Source organism: Neobacillus sp. B4I6, assembly GCF_050434045.1.
In the GTDB taxonomy this organism is placed as follows: Bacteria; Bacillota; Bacilli; order Bacillales; family Cytobacillaceae; genus Neobacillus.
In genome coordinates, this window is the sequence record NZ_JBNPWB010000002.1 from 3,689,097 (window position 1) to 3,705,536 (window position 16,440).

Consider the following 16,440-nt stretch of genomic DNA (forward strand, 5'->3'; position numbering starts at 1 on the left):
ATTATTCGGTTATATTTTGATTACCCTTTAATTTATCTAATTTTTTTAATAAACCAACGAACCCTCTAATTGTAAACAAACAAAAATTTACACTTCCAAATGTGTGGAATGGTGACCATTTTTTCCATTTAAATAATCTTGTATTCTTTTCCATATACCATTGACCGATACTCATGGGAACACTAAATAGCAAACTTTTCAATAGGATTTTTCCAAAATTATCATTATAGGACATTTTTACCCAAACGACACTTAAAATTGGGAAGAACAATATGTCATAAATGATGTTAGTTTTAAAGATATTTGCTAAAGGTCGATCTGGATATTCAACTCTTTTAGTTCCAACAACATAAGCATCGATTAGAGTTGCTATAACTCCTTTTGAGAAAAAAATAACAAGATTTTCTCTCATCTTTGATCCCTTGAATAAGAATGGAAAAGAAGCAATACATACTATAGTGAGCAAGTTTAACAACCTTTTCTCCACTTATAAGCCATCCTCTCAAATATGTAATAGTAATAGTGATATTATTACAATTTCCCAAAACTTTTCATTAATACATTTAGGTTTTTTAGTTTTTATAGTCTCATTTCAAACTACCCTAAGGATTAATTCTCACAAACTTTTTAACCACTTGAATGATGATTAAAATAATAAACAAAATTGGTAAATAAATATATATTAAGCTAGAGATAATTATGTTTAGGAAAGAGCCCATTTCATCGACATCCGTTTTACTTTTGATATTAATAACAATGAAATGAACAATAAAAATTGACAACCATAATGACATTTTAGAATTGAATTTAAAGGAATTTTTCAAGATTCGTATTCCTCCCCACAGTGAAATACAACACTGAGGAAGAATCACTAAAAGCCATGTAAAAATATAGATATATTCAAACCTTTCGACAAATGGAAGTTGAATAATCTTTGACATGATAAGGGTTGCCCAAATTGTATGTTCAAGTTGTCCGTGACTAAAATAAACAAATGATAAGATAGTAATAAATAAATATAAAATGGTTGTATAGATCTGTGAAATGCGCGCCCGTTTTTGGGATATTTTGTTATTTTTAATAAAGGAAAATAAAGGAGTAGAAATTCTGGTCCTGTGTACATAAGAACACTATTTTTAGCTGAAACAAAATAGTCATTCAAACTGTGATTAAAAACGGGTAATAAATTCGTCCAGTAAGCGTATTGTAATGGGAAATACAATGTCAATATAAGTAGAGTAGGGAACACCATACCCCAAAAACATATACCTGTAATAACCCTGAAACTGCCAATAACAATATATGAAATGACCAATATCATAATAATAGATAAGAACCAAATAGGCGTATAAGGAAAAACCCAGGTAATCAAAACTGATAAATAGGATCTTATCACTGTTGAAACAATTAAAAGCATATACCCATAAAAAAAAGATTTAAAGCGTTTCCTATCCATCTCCCAAATAATTGTTGATGTAAGGACATAATATCTCCGTTATTTGATTTCTTTAATAAAAAAAATATTATCCAAATTATAAAATGAAAACTGATTCCAACTAATGCTACCGAAACACAGGCATCCTGTTCCGCTCCCTTTATTATTTTGCTTTGATAGTTCAATAACCCTACACCGGTTTGCGTACTTTGAATAAGAAAAAATAAAAAAAAGGGAGAGACAGTCAAACTTTCATTAACTTGTTTACTCATTTTCAATCACCTATTCTTTTTATTCGCCAATCCCTGCTTGAAAGAGTTCTATTTTTATATTTATATCGAATGCAATTGTTGGGTACACCTTTTCATAAAACTCTCTTTCGTTCCATTCTTTTGAATACGCTCTTGCTAAATCACCTATACCTAAAGGGTCAACTTGAAGTTTTACAAATAGCTTTTCAAAATCCTTTTTCATTTGTTTTTCCAATTGCTTTTTTAGTAATAAGTTATTCTTGTTTTTTCTTAAATCTAGCCAGTCTGGGTAATCCTTCACCATACTCTTTAATGTCAAGTTAAATGTCACCTTTGAATCAGTATCTTTATTTAAAATTGATCTTTTGTTTTTACCATATAAAGTAGTTAATAACGCTAAGTCCTCTTTCTGCCCTTTATGTATATTAAATGCTGTTTCCCCTCTAATAACTCTCCCTCTTAGTATTTTATATACGAAGGTTTCTTTTTGATTTAGGGTAAGTACCAGTCTGTCTTTATTAAACAATGCTAGCCCGCTTACCTCAATATTCCCCTATTGATTTATCTTTAAATAAGGGATAGATGCGTCCCGTCCTTCCCCATAGTAATCAAATAAAAAACTTTGTAATGTAGGAATGGGTGTATTTTGGTTTTTGTAATTTTGTTCAATTAATTGATAAAGGTATTTAGTATTTTTATCATTACTTTTTTTTAATAATTCTCCGGCAGGAACTTCTGAAACAGCGATGAACATATTGCTTCCAATCAAGGGATCCCTACAAATTGTTTTAACAAAATAAGATACCCCATTTTCAGCTAGATTTTTTCCAAAAATTAAAAGGTTCAACTTTCCTATTTCTATCGGTTTTGGTGATTGTCCATTTATAGAATTTGCTGGGTCTACTTTAGGATTGTCATTTTTAGATTTTCAATGTTTTGTACTTTCATGGTAGACAACCATGCCGCACTGCGGCACCATCAAATGAATGAAAATGGTTCATAATCCCGTCTAGTTTTCATTGTACCTGTCAATCCTTTTTATAGGCTGGCGAAGGTAGGTCGTTCAACTATGGTGCCTCGAGCCCGCATGGTAGACTGATTTTTAACGACCAGGTGCACCACAAATTGTCGCTCCCTCACGGGAAGCACGCAGGATAGATTAATCTTATATGGTTGTTGCACCAGCCTAATTTACTTCAGCCCGTAGAAAGGAAAATAATAATGGATGTTGTTAATGAACGATGTTGTGGATTAGATATTCACAAGAAGAGCATTACCGCTTGTGCCATTACTCCAAAAGGAAAGGAGATTCAAACATTTGGTACGATGACACACGATCTGATTCAATTAATAGATTGGATTAAAAGTAAATGCTGTTCTCACGCTGCTATGGAAAGTACCGGTGTTTATTGGAAACCAATATACAACCTTCTCGAATTAGAAGACATTCAACCCATGGTGGTCAACGCTGCTCACATCAAGGCTGTCCCAGGACGTAAAACCGACGTTAAAGATGCAGAATGGATCGCAAAATTGCTTCGTCATGGTCTTCTTCAACACAGCTACATTCCGAATCGAGATCAAAGGGAATTACGGGAACTTGTTCGATACCGCCGAAGTCTTATTGAAGAAAGAGCAAGAGAAATAAGTAGAATTCAGAAAGTGTTGGAAGGTGCTAATATCAAACTTTCCTCCGTTGCAACAGACATTATGGGTGTGTCCGGACGATCAATGATTGAGGGACTCATCAATGGGATCGATGATCCTCAAGTATTAGCTGGAATGGCAAAAAGAAGTATGAAAAAGAAAAAGGATGATTTGGAACGTGCCTTATTCGGATCCGTCGGACTCCATCAAAAGATGATGTTAAAAACTCAGCTTTCACATATCGACTTTTTGGATCAACAAATCAAAATGTTAAGTGAAGAAGTCCAACAACGCATGCAACCATATGAAGAAGATATTGAATTACTAGATTCAATTCCAGGTATAGGTAGAAGCCATGCGGAACAACTTTTGGCTGAAATAGGACTAGGAAAAGAAATTGCGAAGCAATTTCCTACAGCAGCCCATCTATGTTCATGGGCTGGGATGGTTCCAGGTAATAACGAAAGTGCTGGGAAAAAAAAGTCCGGTAAAACCAGAAAAGGTAATAAAAAGTTGCGAGCAGCACTTGTTGAAGCAGCACATTCGGCGGCAAAAACCAAAAACACTTATCTCTCTTCTCAATATCAGCGCTTGGCAGCAAGAATTGGAAAAAAACGTGCGGCAGTTGCGGTTGGACATACCATTTTAACGATTGTTTATCATTTGTTAAACAAAAGGCAACTTTATGTTGAGTTAGGTGCAGATTACTTTGATCGACGAAAAAAAGAAATAGTGATCAAACAATCTATTAAACGACTAGAGATCCTTGGTTGTAAAGTAACGGTTGAAGCTATAGCCTAATGAAGGACAACATACATTGTAAATTAAGAGCCCAGATCCTTTTTTTTAACGGATTTTAATGGGTCTAGTTTCGTATTGCCTAAAATTCCCCACTGCAGTTTTTATTTTCAGGATAGTTTAAGTAAAATCCTTCACAATCTCTTCTATAACTCCAATTTAAATGTATTGCTCCAGAATCTGATTGATTAGAAAATGACGCCTTCTTATTAAAGAAAAGCGCCCGATTGTTTAGTAACGCTTAGTAAGATAAATGGATATTGTGAAAAAAAAATGGTCAATAATCATCCTTTAAAATTATTTATTTCCGTCACTATAAAAGGTAAGGCTTTTTTTATATATTGTTCTGCTGAAAGAGAACTATTATTTTCCCAATCCACCGATGCTCCGTAAATTCCCCAACTCAACACAGTAGTACCAATTTTTAAGGCCTCCGAATCCAAGTTAAGTTGTTGTTTTAAAAATAGGGAATAAAATAATTCTCCCAGTTCTTTTTTTATTTTTTGTTCAATTATTGAATAAAAAGATTCCATACTTCTTCTACATTGTGAGCTATATTCTGTACGTTTTTTTGTATGAAACTTAGTTAATGTAAAAAAGATTTTTACAATAGTCTCTTCATTTAACCTATCGTAATGATTCAAGTGTTTCACAATGCTTTCTAATATATCTTCTGTAATGGAGGCATCCATTAATTCGTATTTATCTTGAAAATGAGAATAAAAAGTGGCACGATTTACGGTTGCTTCCTCCGTAATGTCCTTTATTGTAATGTCTTTGAACTCCTTTTTTTGAGCTATTTTTATAAAGGCATCCATTAACAATTTTCTTGTCCGTATAATACGTGGATCTACTTTCATCTCTTCCATATTTATCCCTCTCTTTTCTATGAATAGACAACAATTTAATTTGTTTGTTGTATAGGCGATAAAACACCAAAACTGATGATTGAGAATAAATGAATTCTATTTTAGAATCGAGTATACAACATCCATTGTTTAAACAAAAGATGTTGGATTCTACATTTTAATATTTGACAACTGGATGAGTAGGTCAATCTCTTCAAAAATAAGGGAAATTTAATCCTACGATTTTTGGAATGAGAATAAAGGCTAGCTTATCTAAAACAACTAAGAAGGAAGTGTTTGTATATGACACAAAGAGTGATAAAAAGACAAGAAATTCTTGATGCGTTTAATTTTAGACGTGCTATAAAAACTTTTGATCCAACAAAAAAAATCTCAGAGGAAGACTTTAATGTAATCTTAGAAGCAGCCCGACTTTCGCCAAGCTCATGTGGTCTTGAACCTTGGAAATTCCTCATTGTCCAAAATCAGGAATTCAGAGAAAAGCTAAAAGAAATTTCTCCAGGCGCACAAGGTCATCTGCCAACTGCGAGCCATTTCGTTATCATTCTTTCAAGAACAAGCAAGGATACAAGGTACGACTCAGAATATGTAAAAAATCAAGTGCTTAATGTTACGGGTTTCCCAGCTGAAATGTCTGATCAAGTAATAGAGAGTATAAGAAATTTCCAAGTAAACCAACTAAATGTGTTAGAAAGTGAGCAAAAAGCGTTGGATTGGACTAAAAGACAAACTTTTCTTCCCTTTGCCAATATGATGACTGTAGCAGCGTTACTTGGAATTGACTCTTGTCCAATAGAAGGGTTTTATATCGATAAGGTAGAAAAACTCCTTGCGGAAGAAAACTTACTAGAGGATGGTTACTTAGCTGTTTCGGCTATGGTCGCATTTGGATACCGAACAAATGATTCTAAATTATTCCCTAGAGGAAGAAGAGACATGAAGGATATTGTGCAGTGGATTAATTAATGATTTCAGACAGGTTGGAAAGAGAATTTTTTAAAAATAACAGATGCTATTTTTAATGATCATTAATACTGATGTATAGCTTGAAGATTCTTGTCTGTTTTTGTATAAATTTTATTGTCTTTAGACATTTATTGAGAACTGTAGAAATTAATCTACAGTTCTTTTCGTTCTTAAACTAAATGACCCGATTGTTAAACAAAGATAAAACATTGTACTTAAACTAACCTGCACCGTTAGCATTCCTGTAGAGAGTTAATTATTGACTTTGATAAAAAAAGAGCAATCAGTAAGATATGAGTATAAACACCACTCTAACTCAAAACCTTAGGAGGAACCCCTACTATGAAGTTTAAAATGCAAGACAAACAAAATCAACTAATTGAAAGAATTTCCGATAAACACCTAGTTGTTGGTGTGGACATTGCTCAACAATTTCAAATGATAAAAGCCTTTGCTTTCGTTGAGCAAAGGCTTTTTTTGACGAGTTTCTTCTATTATATATTGGTACTTTTCAATTCTTTTTCGTACTCCTTAACTAACTTATAAAATGTTGTCTTTTTAATCGCTATTTCTTTCATCGCTTTCACAGCTGTCATCTCTCCCGTTTTCCATCGATGATAAGCTTGTTTAAACTCTTCCGTAATAATAGATTTCGGCCTGCCAAAAGCTATGCCATTTTTCATTGCCACATCAATTCCTTCACGCTGCCGTTTCCGAATTCGATTGCGTTCGTCTTCTGCCATCCAGAAAGAATTTGTAAAACTAGATCGGCAATGAAGGTACCTAGACTATCTTTAAATATGGTGGTATCTAATAATGGCATATCCAGCACGACAATGTCGGCATGGATATTTTTCGTAATATCATTCCACTCTTGTAGAATTTCTTCTTTGTTCCGACCAAAACGATCAAGAGAATGAATATAGAGTACGTCCCCTTTCCGTAAGATACGCTTGAGTAATTGGTATTGAACTCTCTTGAAATCTTTCCCACTTTGTTTGTCCATAAAGATATCGCGTTCATCTATCCCTTTTCCTTTATTGCTTTAAGTTGTCGTAATTCATTTTGATCTTTGCTGCTGACTCGTATGTATCCAAATTTTCGAACGTCCACTTTAATCTCCCTCATTTTGATTCTCTTTTCTCTTATTCTATTACAATATGAGTGTACTTTTACGAACAAGCAAAATAACAATCATAATACAAAATCAAAAACACATAGTCTCTCATTAATGAAAAAAACAGGGTTAACCCTGCTACATACTCTAAAACATTTTCTTTATCACATTTCATTTGTTGAAAGCACTATGAAAAGATGAGTTGCTACAGAACTTCTTAAACTCTTGCCCCCCCGTTTAACAAGGAACTTAAAGTTCATAATTTCTAAACTGGTGATATTATTCACATACGTATTTACGCATATCAGGAAGTCCTAATACTCCCGATTCATTATAAGCAGCACGCCACCTAGAAGCTGATCTATTTACTCTGACAATACCAAGGACTTCAACATCAAAGCCATTTTCTTCAAAAAATTGCCGTGGTAATTTTCCATTCTCATTTTCAGCTATGAAAATCCTTTTAAACTCATCTATATACGTAATTCCCTTTGAACTTACAGATTTGACATAAGGATTATTGGATTGGTTTCTCATCTCCTTTTCAGTAAAGTGTTTTTTTGAAATTTGATTTTTCTCCAGTTCCCCATTTTTTATTCATTACACATAAAAGTACCCTATAGTGCAGACCTTTTTTAAGGTGTCTACTCTATAGGGTAACAAGATAATGAAATCAAATCGGATGCTAATGAATCCGAATTAATTAAATTAGCTTATCAAGCTGTCACATTAACTTCCCCTACCAATGAAATTTTAAATATCTTATCAGTCGTTGGAATCAAACGTACCTTAGAAATTCTTCTGACCATGTAACAATCGGCTACAAAGGTTAAAAACCCTAACGGGTTTATTCGTAAGGCAATACGAGAGAACTGGAACCCAGCAACGATTCCTATTAAATTACCAAGAAAGCTAAGCAAAAGAATATACGAACTAACTCAACAGGAATATAAAGAAAGTGCGGTGCAAAAAGAAAATTCGTTTTCACATCCCTTTTTATAATTGGCTGGAAGAATAGTTCATTTTATTACAATCACTCACATAAGAAAAAGGTACAATCCACTTCTATTTTAGAAGAGATTGTACCTTTTCCTATTTATCTAACACTTTCGATAACCTCCCATAGAGAGGTTTTTCTCACTTTCGGTTGTAACTGGGATAACACTTTTTTGTAAGCTGTGATGATTCCAAAATGTAATCCTTCATGATACAAATTATAAGTGAGTAATTCCTTTGGACTATGCAAATCAAGTCCCGTTGACGTTGTAAGAACAGGTGTGCTTTCGTCCAAGCGGCCAGTCAGTACCTCGCGAACTCGCTCATACTGTTCCTTTAAAAGGATCTCGAGCTCCGGTAATGTCGGCATTGGGACCATCTTGTCAAGATCGTCCAGTGGCGATGTACCGGTTATAAAACGCTCCATAAACCCTTCCGGCAGATTCATAGGAAGCTTTAATTGTAAAAACGCCAATATTTCAGTAGCAGTATAGATGTGTCCTAGTTGCCAACGGATATTATTGCGGAAATTTGCAGGAATTCGATCTGCTAACTCCTCCGTTACGCCCTCCATAGCTTTTAATGTTTGAGTTCTGTTGAATGCTAAGTGGTCAAATAGATTTTTTTCCATTTCAATTCCTCCTAAAAATTTTTATATGCTCAATTTGAAATTCAATTTATGGTACAGAAATTAAACGTTTGCTTTTCAACATTAAATTATTACTTGAAAAATGATTTAGCCAAAAGTTTAATTGTATTCCTCAACTCTCTTACGCCCGATCGGTATGAATGGTCCTACCCTCATAGAACATACGATCTATTATCACTTCTTTCTCCTTAGCCGAAAGAGAATCTGCGTTTAACTTGTAGATAGCGGTTTTACTACCTAAAGGGGAAACATATCGTTCCAAATGACTCTTCCCTAGCGATCGTTCATAATAACCTGGCACATATTTATTCAGCATGACCTGCATTGCTTCCGTTGCCTCATTTATATCAGTTACTCGAAGTAGGGATCCTTCGATTATAACGCTCATATATGCTGTATCCATTTTTGCAGGAATCGGACTGGTAATTGTCCCATAATTCGAGCTTACAGTGAAGCAGGCCATAGGGTTTTTCTCGATGTAAGTCACTTTTCTTCCTTCTTCTGCCCCATGAAAATAGATGGCGTCGTTCAGCCAAACAAAATTGAGTGGAATGACATATGGGACGTTTTCTGAAGATAAGCCTAGAAATCCAGTATCGGCATGCTCTAGAAAGTGCTGGATTTTAGCAGTATCAGTACAATTGCGTTTTTGATTGCGAATCGGAAACATAGTAATCTTTTCCTTTTTTAGTGGTTTGATATAACTATAAGTGTGTATTTCATTACTTCACAAATCAACTTCATAGGGCGCGTTACATAAAACAATTGATTTTATACTGCAACACTAAACTACAATCCCGCCCATTTAGTAAAATATCCACTCAGTTCACACTTCTCCATATTCTGTAATTATTTATTTTTAAAGGTTTCTAAGATTAATCCAATACAGCTGTCATATGTTTTTTCGTTGCCGACCAATGCGAAGTATTCCAAATAGATTTTTTATTTTTGAAAAATATTATTTGTGGCGAGGCATGCTTGATGCCAAGATCTTCCTCAATCCGATTAGATACTGGACGCGATTCAATGACTTTCACCATGTAGTAATCAACATCACTATTTGGCTTATCTGCCAGGTATTCCTCATATTCTTCCATTGCACTCGAGCTTACTGGACAAGTTGTACTATATTTCAGAACCACCGCCGGTTTCTCAGCAGAACGATTAAATACCTCTTCCCATTCTTCGAGTGCCGTTAATTCTTTCCAATTCAACATATAAATTCCTCCTCTATGATTAACTAAAATTAATACGATGGTTACAAAGCGAACTACAACATGTTATCTTATTTCCTTGAATAGTCTGCTTCTTCTTCACTACACTGACTGGACTGACATTTTTTATTTGGTGTTTTATCGCCTAAACAACAAACAAATTAAATTGTTGTCTATTCATAGAAAAGAGAAGGATAAATATGGAAGAGGGGTCCCACCCACATTTTAACGAGAATATACGCTAAGCAAATTTCGACATACACTGAGTTTGATTTTCTATTCTAACTATGACATTTTTTGTAACGATTAGGGATACGACCTAGATACAAGAAAAAACGGGTCATAATTTGGACTGTAATTCCAGTTATGACCCGTTTACAAACTAGTATTGCACCTTTAATTTATACGTCTTATATTTTTCATGATCATTATTCGTAAAATTATCAATATATCAACCATTCAAACAGTCAAATATAGACGATCCGTTAATGTTTCAATTAAAGGACTCATGTTTTCTTTATCTGGCCAAATGCTTACTACACCAAAAGAAGGATTATCGTTTTCAATGCTAGGCTCTAAGAAATATGCACTAATACAGCCTGCATCTTTGTTGATAGGTACGAGCACATGCCGTCCCATTTCTCTAAGCTGTTGCTTTACAATCAAAAGTTACCACTCTAACAAACATTAAATTCCCTCCTAAAAATTATTTATTTAAAACATATATTTCAACAGACCTTTATTTCTATTGTTGAATTGTTTTAGCAATTTTCATTTCCCTTAACCAGCAAAATGAGAATGATTTTATAAGACAATTTTTTCATTTAACCAAGAATCAATTTTAGTAAGAGATTCCTTTGACGAGGTATTATTAAGTGCCTGGTGCAATAAAGCAATCGTTGTACGTTTTAAAATAGATTGCCAAGCAGATTCAGCTTCTTCCATTACATCGGATAATAGACAGGTTGTATTTTCTTTTAATTGAAACATTGTATGAAAGATGCCATTTGAACGATAAAAAGATTCTAAGCCTTCTACTGCAATATACACATCATATATTCGAATATTTTCAGGAACAGCTTGTAATCGAAAGCCTCCTTTTACACCCTGCACTGAAGAAACAAGCCCTGCTCGTACAAGTTTTCTCATTAATTTTTGAAGATAAGTTGGAGAAACATGTAGTTGTTGACTTAATGATTCACCTGATAACATAGCCTGCTTAGGTAAACGATTAAGCAACAAAAGAGCATATACAGCTTGTTCCACGCCAGCCGTCATTTTCATGCGTCATCATTCTTTTTTAATGATTGTTTTTTCTGTTCTTTTTTCAATTTTTCAGGTGTAACATCATTACCTAAAGGGTCTAATATTGTTAACCCTAAAACTGTGCTGTTTACTTGTCCACGAATAATTTGAAGATATTCTTGACGTAATTCTTGACGCTCCTTTAATTCTGTTTGAGTTAAACCATCTTCTTTTTGTTTTTTAGCTAATATGTTAATTCGATTTAAAATTTCAATCATTTCTTTCTCCGCCTTTCTTTTTATAAAAGTTCTTGTGCAAGTAATCGATAAGACTGTAGTCTTGCTTCATGACTATGACTGATTGTCCCAATCACAGCTTCATTAATACCAAAATTTTCATCATGTGCACGTAATGTATTTGCAACATCTTTTGCACTCCCCACTAAGAATCGTTTACGGTTATTCTGTATATGCATCTTATCCATTTCGGTATAAGAATATTTTAATGCTTCCTCAGGAGATACTACTTGAAAAGGCATCCCTTTATCTAAAAATAATAAGTTTAAATCTAAACTAGCTGCATGATATTCAGCTTCTTCATCTGTTTCTGCCACCATCACGAAATAACCAACATTAATTTGAGGGTTTTGCATAAACTCCGATTGAATGAAATTTGTACGATAAGACTCCAACGTTTCGGCAGATAATTGTCCACTAATGAATTGAGCAAACGAATATCCAATACCGAATCGTCCTGCTTGTGCAGCGCTGCTGCCACTAGATCCTAATAGCCAAACTTCAGGTAATGGAGCACCCAATGGAGCTGCCAGTGTACGATTATATAGATGGTCAACAGGCATCGTTTCTGACATAAACATCATCGTTTCTACTAATTTATCGTACTGGTTGAACAGGTTCGGTTGTTTTCCTTCATGTAATGCAAGAGTAGAAAATTGGTCACCACCGGGTGCACGGCCTACACCGAAATCAATTCTATTAGGGTATAATGTCGTTAATGTTTTAAATATTTCTGCCATTTTTAATGGCGAGTAATGCATCAGCATGATTCCACCAGAACCAACACGAATTTGGTTTGTCACTGATGCAATATGGGCAATCAATATTTCAGGTGAAGCACTAGCTAAGTTTGCAGATCCATGATGTTCGGAATACCATATTCTTTGATATCCTAAACCATCTACTAATTGAGCTAATTCGATAGTATTTTGTATAGTTTCATGAGGAGCCTGCCCATTTGAAACTGGAGTTTGATCCAAAACGCTTAATTTCATAAAAAAAACCTTCTTTCGTAGTTAATATAGATACTTAATATCCATAATTGGAGCGTATTTTCATTTCAATATTGATTTAATAAAAGTTTCTCCCGATTCTTTACTTTTTATTGTGCCTTTAGTATTTGGGGAACCTCTTTGTCGATGGTCGCCCTACAATAGTAAAATACAATGGAAATAACGATGATTAAAGTTTTCCATTCCAGTAAGTTACTTCATCAACACCTAATCTTACTGTTGGGAATCCTGGTTCTCTTGCTTTACCCACAGCAATCATTAGGATGTTAACTAAGTTTTCTGGGACATTAAATTCCTTACGAAATTCTTCAATGGCTGTAGCCAAGCATAGGTATTGTATCGTATCCTCTTGCCTTTGCAGCTAGCATGAGCTGCATGGCTACTAGACCACCATCAAGCATTTGCCATTCTTTTTTTACTTGTTCACTTACAGAACCATAATATCCCTGTACACTGTTGTTGATTCTGTCTTTAATTTCTTCTGTCATATACCCCGCATCTACAGCTCTTTGATTGATTTTATCAGCGTTCTCCACTGTATAAGCATTCATATCTCCTAACACCACAATAACTGCGGATGCATCAAACACTTGTTGTTGTCCTGAAGCCATTGGAAGTAGCTTCTCTTTAAGAGTAGAATCTGTAAAGACCATAAAACGCCAAGGATTTAGATTTGTTCCACTTGGTGCAAGAATAGCCTCTTCAAGCAGCTCTTTAATTTCTTCATCATCGTTCTTAACTGAAGGTTCATAAAAGCGAACCGAAGACGTTCGCGAATCACGTCATAAAAATTTGCAGTACGATTTTCTTTTTTCATATTTTTACTACCTCCTATCAAGAATTTCTTGTCTTTTTATCACTCTTTGTGTCATATTCAAACACTTCCTTCTTAGTAGTTTTAGATAAGCTAGCCTTTATAAGCATTCCAAAATCGTAGGATTATATTTCCCTTATTTTTGAAGAGATTGACCTACTCATCTAGTTGTCAAAAATTAAAAATGTAGAATCCAACATCTTTTTTTTAACCAATGGATGTTGTATACTCGATTCTAAAATAGAATTCATTTATTCTCAATCATCAGTTTTGGTGTTTTATCGCCTAAACAACAAACAAATTAAATTGTTGTCTATTCATAGAAAAGAGAGGGATAAATATCCATAAAGATGTACGCCAAGAAATGAAAACCTTGCAGCTTCGGATGAGGAGAAAATTCGCACTCCGCGGTGAGGTGTTGTTAGCCGATATGGAAGAAGTACAGCCACAACATGGATATACATTAGAAAGGGTTTTCGAACTGCTTTATGTTGATTTTATCGATAAGTTCAGAAAAGGCGATAATGCAGCCGCAATTAAAAACATTTTGTCTTTACTCGATGACGAATAAAGGAGCCGATAAAACGGCTCCTTGGTTATAACGTGAATAATTGCATTTTTTATCTTTCTAACTGAAAAAGGAAAGAAAAGCAGATTCAAAGTTGTAGAATCTTAAATACTACTTTTAATTGCCTTTATCCCCATCTTTCATCTTCCTGTTAATTGCCCAATATACTCAACATCATTGATTTTCCACCCTTAACCCTTTACATAAACTAACGACGTTTTCACAATAACAGTTTCCGTGTTGCTGACATCATTAAACTCAATACTTAGCTTAAATTCATTAAAGAACTCAGCTTCTGTCTTTGAAGATTGATTTTCAAAAGGCTTTAATCCTACCATTGAAGATTTTACTGATTGCTCCTAATTCGGAAGTTCGTACCTGAAGGGTGGGTGGCCTTATATCCCTGAACGGTCATGAACGGCTTAATGTTCTTATATCGTTCAACAGGAGGCTCCCCGGCACGCCCGCGAACCGCACGCGCCTGGAGCGCAAATCAACAGACTAGTTGAAAATCCTATATATTATTATTACAAATTAACGCGGTGAATTATTAAAGAAAGAGAATAAAAGAAAAGGCTATCGAAAGTTTTTCGACAACCTGAGCCTTCGGTCACTTTTCCCAAGGCTTTTCTAACTGAGTTTACATTTTTCCATAAAGGTCTTCTAATGGCTTCATGATCACTTTGTTTAATTCCCCAATAACCATGCTCATCCGTTGTTCCGCTTGCATAAGCCGAGCAATTTTTTCATTTTGCTGAACGAGTCCAACGGTTGATTGTGCTTGTTGGACCTCTTGTTCTGATATATCCTGCCCCATCATTTGTTTCTGTTGCAGGTCCATTTGGATTTGACGGAACTTATCAAACATCTGTTTTGCTGCTGGATCAGCATTTACCTCTTTATAAGCTTGCTGTAGTTGGGTATATTCTGCACTTTGACGAATGGCTGTTTCTAACGCATAGGCGGAATCATATAAATTTACTGCCACTTGTGTCACTCCTTTTTAATGATGTCTAGCTCCAGCGCCGCTAAACGGGCGCTTCCGCTTTTTTATTCCGAATCAACTATAACAAACTATTCACTTAAATGCGAGAATGTTAATATCACCATCTAGATTAATGTTACATACATTACTATATCAACTAATGCCTATAAGCTCTAGGTAGAAATTGAGGAATGCTTATGTTTTTTCCAATAACTCCAATTACGATTAAACCAAGGAAACAAAAAAATAAAAATGACTGCTTTGTGCAAATGTCCAACCAATTGTTTACAAATTTACTAGTGAATCATAACCTTGACTTAAATATCAAATTAGGACACAAGACGATAAATACAAAAGTCAAAACGATTGAAATGGACCCAAATATGATGGTTATACCCGAGAATATCTTAAAAGATTTTTGTCTCCCCATTCAGGACTATAAATTTCAGGCCATCTATCAGCCTGATTTACTCACACTTGAGCTTGGGCCTGTGATTGGACTTTTAACTGATTTCCCTTCAAATGAGGAAGGGGAACCCCATTTTCGTTCTATTCATGCTTTTTGCGAAGAGCTTCATCATGGAATTACCGAGACTGGCGGCTTTTTTTATGTTTTTTCATATGATCAATTTTTAAATCGTGGGTATTACCTTATAAATGGGAAATGGAGTCCCTTCGAACATCCTTTACCAGATGTTATTTACAACCGAATCCATTCCCGCAAACTTGAACACTCTGAGCCATTCAAACATTTTCGTAAAAGACTTGAAACCTTACTGATTCCACTTTTTAATGAACGCTTTCTTTCAAAATGGGAAGTGTATAATCAAATATTTCACGAGAAACATCTCTTTCCGTTTTTACCAAAAACCAAAATTTATACAAAAGAACACTTATATGAACTTACTCAAGAATTTGAAACGGTATTTATCAAGCCAGATCATGGCAGTCAAGGCAGAAATATTATGAAATTGAAAAAGGAAGAGGATAGCCAATTCTCTTTACAAACCTCTATCGCTGCTCTTAATGATAGATCTAGAAATAAATATCTCTTAGATGAAGTCCATCAACTTATAAAGCAAATACTCCATAATCGCTTTTATATTGTTCAACAGGGGATTGAGTTAGTTACTTTTGAATCCTGTGCCATGGACTTTAGAGTCTTGTGTCACAAAAATCTAAACAACCATTGGCAAGTTACCTCGATTGTGGCAAGGGTAGCATCGGAAAATGAGTTCGTTTCCAACATTGCTAGGGGAGGAAGAATTCTCAGACCCTTAAATGTTCTACACACTTGTCTCGGCCATAAAAAATCGATAGAAGTGCTTGCACTTATGAAGGAATTAGCGCTTGAAACAGCTTCGACTATTAGTGGTTCTTCAACAGGGATAACCGGAGAATTAGGGATCGACATCGGGGTCGATCAAGAGGGACAGCTGTGGATAATAGAAGTAAACTCTAAACCTTCTAAAAACTTTGAGGATGGGTTAGGAAAAATTAGGCCGTCTGCTAAGGCGCTCATCCAATTTTGTACGTTGCTTGCATTTGAATCTACAATTATAAAGGAGGATCATTAA

General features: G+C 34.8%; 16 protein-coding genes and 4 pseudogenes. 4 read left to right on the top strand and 16 right to left on the bottom strand.

Annotated features, from left to right (window positions below):
- Position 1: 1 nt before the first annotated feature.
- From QF028_RS20385 to QF028_RS20400, 4 genes and pseudogenes are all read right to left on the bottom strand, one after another.
- On the bottom strand, positions 2-487 hold the full coding sequence (locus tag QF028_RS20385) for a CBO0543 family protein (RefSeq protein ID WP_429468227.1): 486 nt from the start codon (positions 485-487) through the stop codon (positions 2-4).
- A 115-nt stretch (positions 488-602) separates the two neighbouring features.
- Positions 603-1,707: pseudogene (locus QF028_RS20390) on the bottom strand (GerAB/ArcD/ProY family transporter).
- 19 nt (positions 1,708-1,726) lie between these two features.
- Positions 1,727-2,212 carry a Ger(x)C family spore germination C-terminal domain-containing protein gene (locus QF028_RS20395; protein WP_429468229.1) on the bottom strand — a complete coding sequence of 162 codons (486 nt, stop codon included), beginning with the start codon at positions 2,210-2,212 and terminating at the stop codon, positions 1,727-1,729.
- Between the two features lie 27 nt (positions 2,213-2,239).
- Complete coding sequence (locus tag QF028_RS20400) at positions 2,240-2,533, bottom strand: hypothetical protein (protein ID WP_429468232.1); 294 nt, start codon at positions 2,531-2,533, stop codon at positions 2,240-2,242.
- Positions 2,534-2,907: 374 nt separating this feature from the next.
- On the opposite strand from QF028_RS20400, the gene QF028_RS20405 reads away from it, so the two are divergent.
- Positions 2,908-4,134: an IS110 family transposase gene (locus QF028_RS20405; RefSeq protein WP_429468234.1), complete on the top strand. Its 1,227-nt coding sequence runs from the start codon at positions 2,908-2,910 to the stop codon at positions 4,132-4,134.
- 281 nt (positions 4,135-4,415) lie between these two features.
- On the opposite strand, the gene QF028_RS20410 is transcribed toward QF028_RS20405, so the two are convergent.
- Positions 4,416-5,000, bottom strand: coding sequence for a TetR/AcrR family transcriptional regulator (locus tag QF028_RS20410; RefSeq protein WP_429468236.1), 585 nt, complete (start codon positions 4,998-5,000; stop codon positions 4,416-4,418).
- 282 nt (positions 5,001-5,282) lie between these two features.
- Between QF028_RS20410 and QF028_RS20415 the strand changes: the two genes are divergently transcribed.
- A complete protein-coding gene (locus QF028_RS20415) occupies positions 5,283-5,966 on the top strand; it encodes an NAD(P)H-dependent oxidoreductase (RefSeq protein ID WP_429468238.1) in 684 nt (227 codons plus the stop codon).
- Positions 5,967-6,460: 494 nt separating this feature from the next.
- On the opposite strand, the pseudogene QF028_RS20420 reads toward QF028_RS20415, so the two are convergent.
- The 10 genes and pseudogenes from QF028_RS20420 to QF028_RS20465 all read right to left on the bottom strand — a co-directional run bounded on the left by QF028_RS20420 (position 6,461) and on the right by QF028_RS20465 (position 13,313).
- Positions 6,461-7,079: pseudogene (locus tag QF028_RS20420) on the bottom strand (recombinase family protein).
- Between the two features lie 301 nt (positions 7,080-7,380).
- Positions 7,381-7,650, bottom strand: a pseudogene (locus QF028_RS20425) (HTH domain-containing protein); the annotation flags it as partial.
- Between the two features lie 529 nt (positions 7,651-8,179).
- The gene (locus tag QF028_RS20430; RefSeq protein ID WP_429468240.1) at positions 8,180-8,710 is read right to left on the bottom strand and encodes a DinB family protein; all 531 of its coding nucleotides are present in this window, start codon (positions 8,708-8,710) and stop codon (positions 8,180-8,182) included.
- A 139-nt stretch (positions 8,711-8,849) separates the two neighbouring features.
- The gene (locus tag QF028_RS20435; protein WP_429468242.1) at positions 8,850-9,398 is read right to left on the bottom strand and encodes a pyridoxamine 5'-phosphate oxidase family protein; all 549 of its coding nucleotides are present in this window, start codon (positions 9,396-9,398) and stop codon (positions 8,850-8,852) included.
- A gap of 205 nt (positions 9,399-9,603) precedes the next feature.
- Complete coding sequence (ytxJ, locus tag QF028_RS20440) at positions 9,604-9,945, bottom strand: bacillithiol system redox-active protein YtxJ (RefSeq protein ID WP_429468244.1); 342 nt, start codon at positions 9,943-9,945, stop codon at positions 9,604-9,606.
- Between the two features lie 456 nt (positions 9,946-10,401).
- Positions 10,402-10,608: a putative quinol monooxygenase gene (locus tag QF028_RS20445; RefSeq protein WP_429468247.1), complete on the bottom strand. Its 207-nt coding sequence runs from the start codon at positions 10,606-10,608 to the stop codon at positions 10,402-10,404.
- A 138-nt stretch (positions 10,609-10,746) separates the two neighbouring features.
- Complete coding sequence (locus QF028_RS20450) at positions 10,747-11,226, bottom strand: RrF2 family transcriptional regulator (protein ID WP_429468250.1); 480 nt, start codon at positions 11,224-11,226, stop codon at positions 10,747-10,749.
- Positions 11,223-11,465, bottom strand: coding sequence for a DUF896 domain-containing protein (locus QF028_RS20455; RefSeq protein ID WP_429468253.1), 243 nt, complete (start codon positions 11,463-11,465; stop codon positions 11,223-11,225). Before QF028_RS20455 ends, QF028_RS20450 begins: the two co-directional genes overlap by 4 nt.
- 20 nt (positions 11,466-11,485) lie before the next feature.
- On the bottom strand, positions 11,486-12,478 hold the full coding sequence (locus QF028_RS20460; RefSeq protein WP_429468256.1) for an LLM class flavin-dependent oxidoreductase: 993 nt from the start codon (positions 12,476-12,478) through the stop codon (positions 11,486-11,488).
- A gap of 187 nt (positions 12,479-12,665) precedes the next feature.
- Positions 12,666-13,313, bottom strand: a pseudogene (locus QF028_RS20465) (nitroreductase family protein).
- Between the two features lie 361 nt (positions 13,314-13,674).
- Between QF028_RS20465 and QF028_RS20470 the strand changes: the two are divergent.
- The gene (locus QF028_RS20470) at positions 13,675-13,881 is read left to right on the top strand and encodes a hypothetical protein (RefSeq protein WP_429468259.1); all 207 of its coding nucleotides are present in this window, start codon (positions 13,675-13,677) and stop codon (positions 13,879-13,881) included.
- Between the two features lie 637 nt (positions 13,882-14,518).
- Here QF028_RS20470 and QF028_RS20475 read toward each other — a convergent pair.
- A complete protein-coding gene (locus QF028_RS20475) occupies positions 14,519-14,866 on the bottom strand; it encodes a YlbF family regulator (protein ID WP_214999884.1) in 348 nt (115 codons plus the stop codon).
- Between the two features lie 194 nt (positions 14,867-15,060).
- Between QF028_RS20475 and QF028_RS20480 the strand changes: the two genes are divergently transcribed.
- Entirely contained in the window at positions 15,061-16,440 is a 1,380-nt protein-coding gene (locus QF028_RS20480; protein ID WP_429468262.1) for a YheC/YheD family protein, read from the top strand.

Bases quoted from the DNA above. Each gene is read 5' to 3' on its own strand.
- QF028_RS20435 (WP_429468242.1), bottom strand. From the start codon at position 9,398: ATGTTTCCGATTCGCAATCAAAAACGCAATTGTACTGATACTGCTAAA.
- QF028_RS20455 (WP_429468253.1), bottom strand. From the start codon at position 11,465: ATGATTGAAATTTTAAATCGAATTAACATATTAGCTAAAAAACAAAAA.
- QF028_RS20410 (WP_429468236.1), bottom strand. From the start codon at position 5,000: ATGGAAGAGATGAAAGTAGATCCACGTATTATACGGACAAGAAAATTG.
- QF028_RS20470 (WP_429468259.1), top strand. From the start codon at position 13,675: ATGAAAACCTTGCAGCTTCGGATGAGGAGAAAATTCGCACTCCGCGGT.
- ytxJ (WP_429468244.1), bottom strand. From the start codon at position 9,945: ATGTTGAATTGGAAAGAATTAACGGCACTCGAAGAATGGGAAGAGGTA.
- QF028_RS20430 (WP_429468240.1), bottom strand. From the start codon at position 8,710: ATGGAAAAAAATCTATTTGACCACTTAGCATTCAACAGAACTCAAACA.
- QF028_RS20405 (WP_429468234.1), top strand. From the start codon at position 2,908: ATGGATGTTGTTAATGAACGATGTTGTGGATTAGATATTCACAAGAAG.
- QF028_RS20415 (WP_429468238.1), top strand. From the start codon at position 5,283: ATGACACAAAGAGTGATAAAAAGACAAGAAATTCTTGATGCGTTTAAT.
- QF028_RS20460 (WP_429468256.1), bottom strand. From the start codon at position 12,478: ATGAAATTAAGCGTTTTGGATCAAACTCCAGTTTCAAATGGGCAGGCT.
- QF028_RS20480 (WP_429468262.1), top strand. From the start codon at position 15,061: ATGTTTTTTCCAATAACTCCAATTACGATTAAACCAAGGAAACAAAAA.
- QF028_RS20450 (WP_429468250.1), bottom strand. From the start codon at position 11,226: ATGAAAATGACGGCTGGCGTGGAACAAGCTGTATATGCTCTTTTGTTG.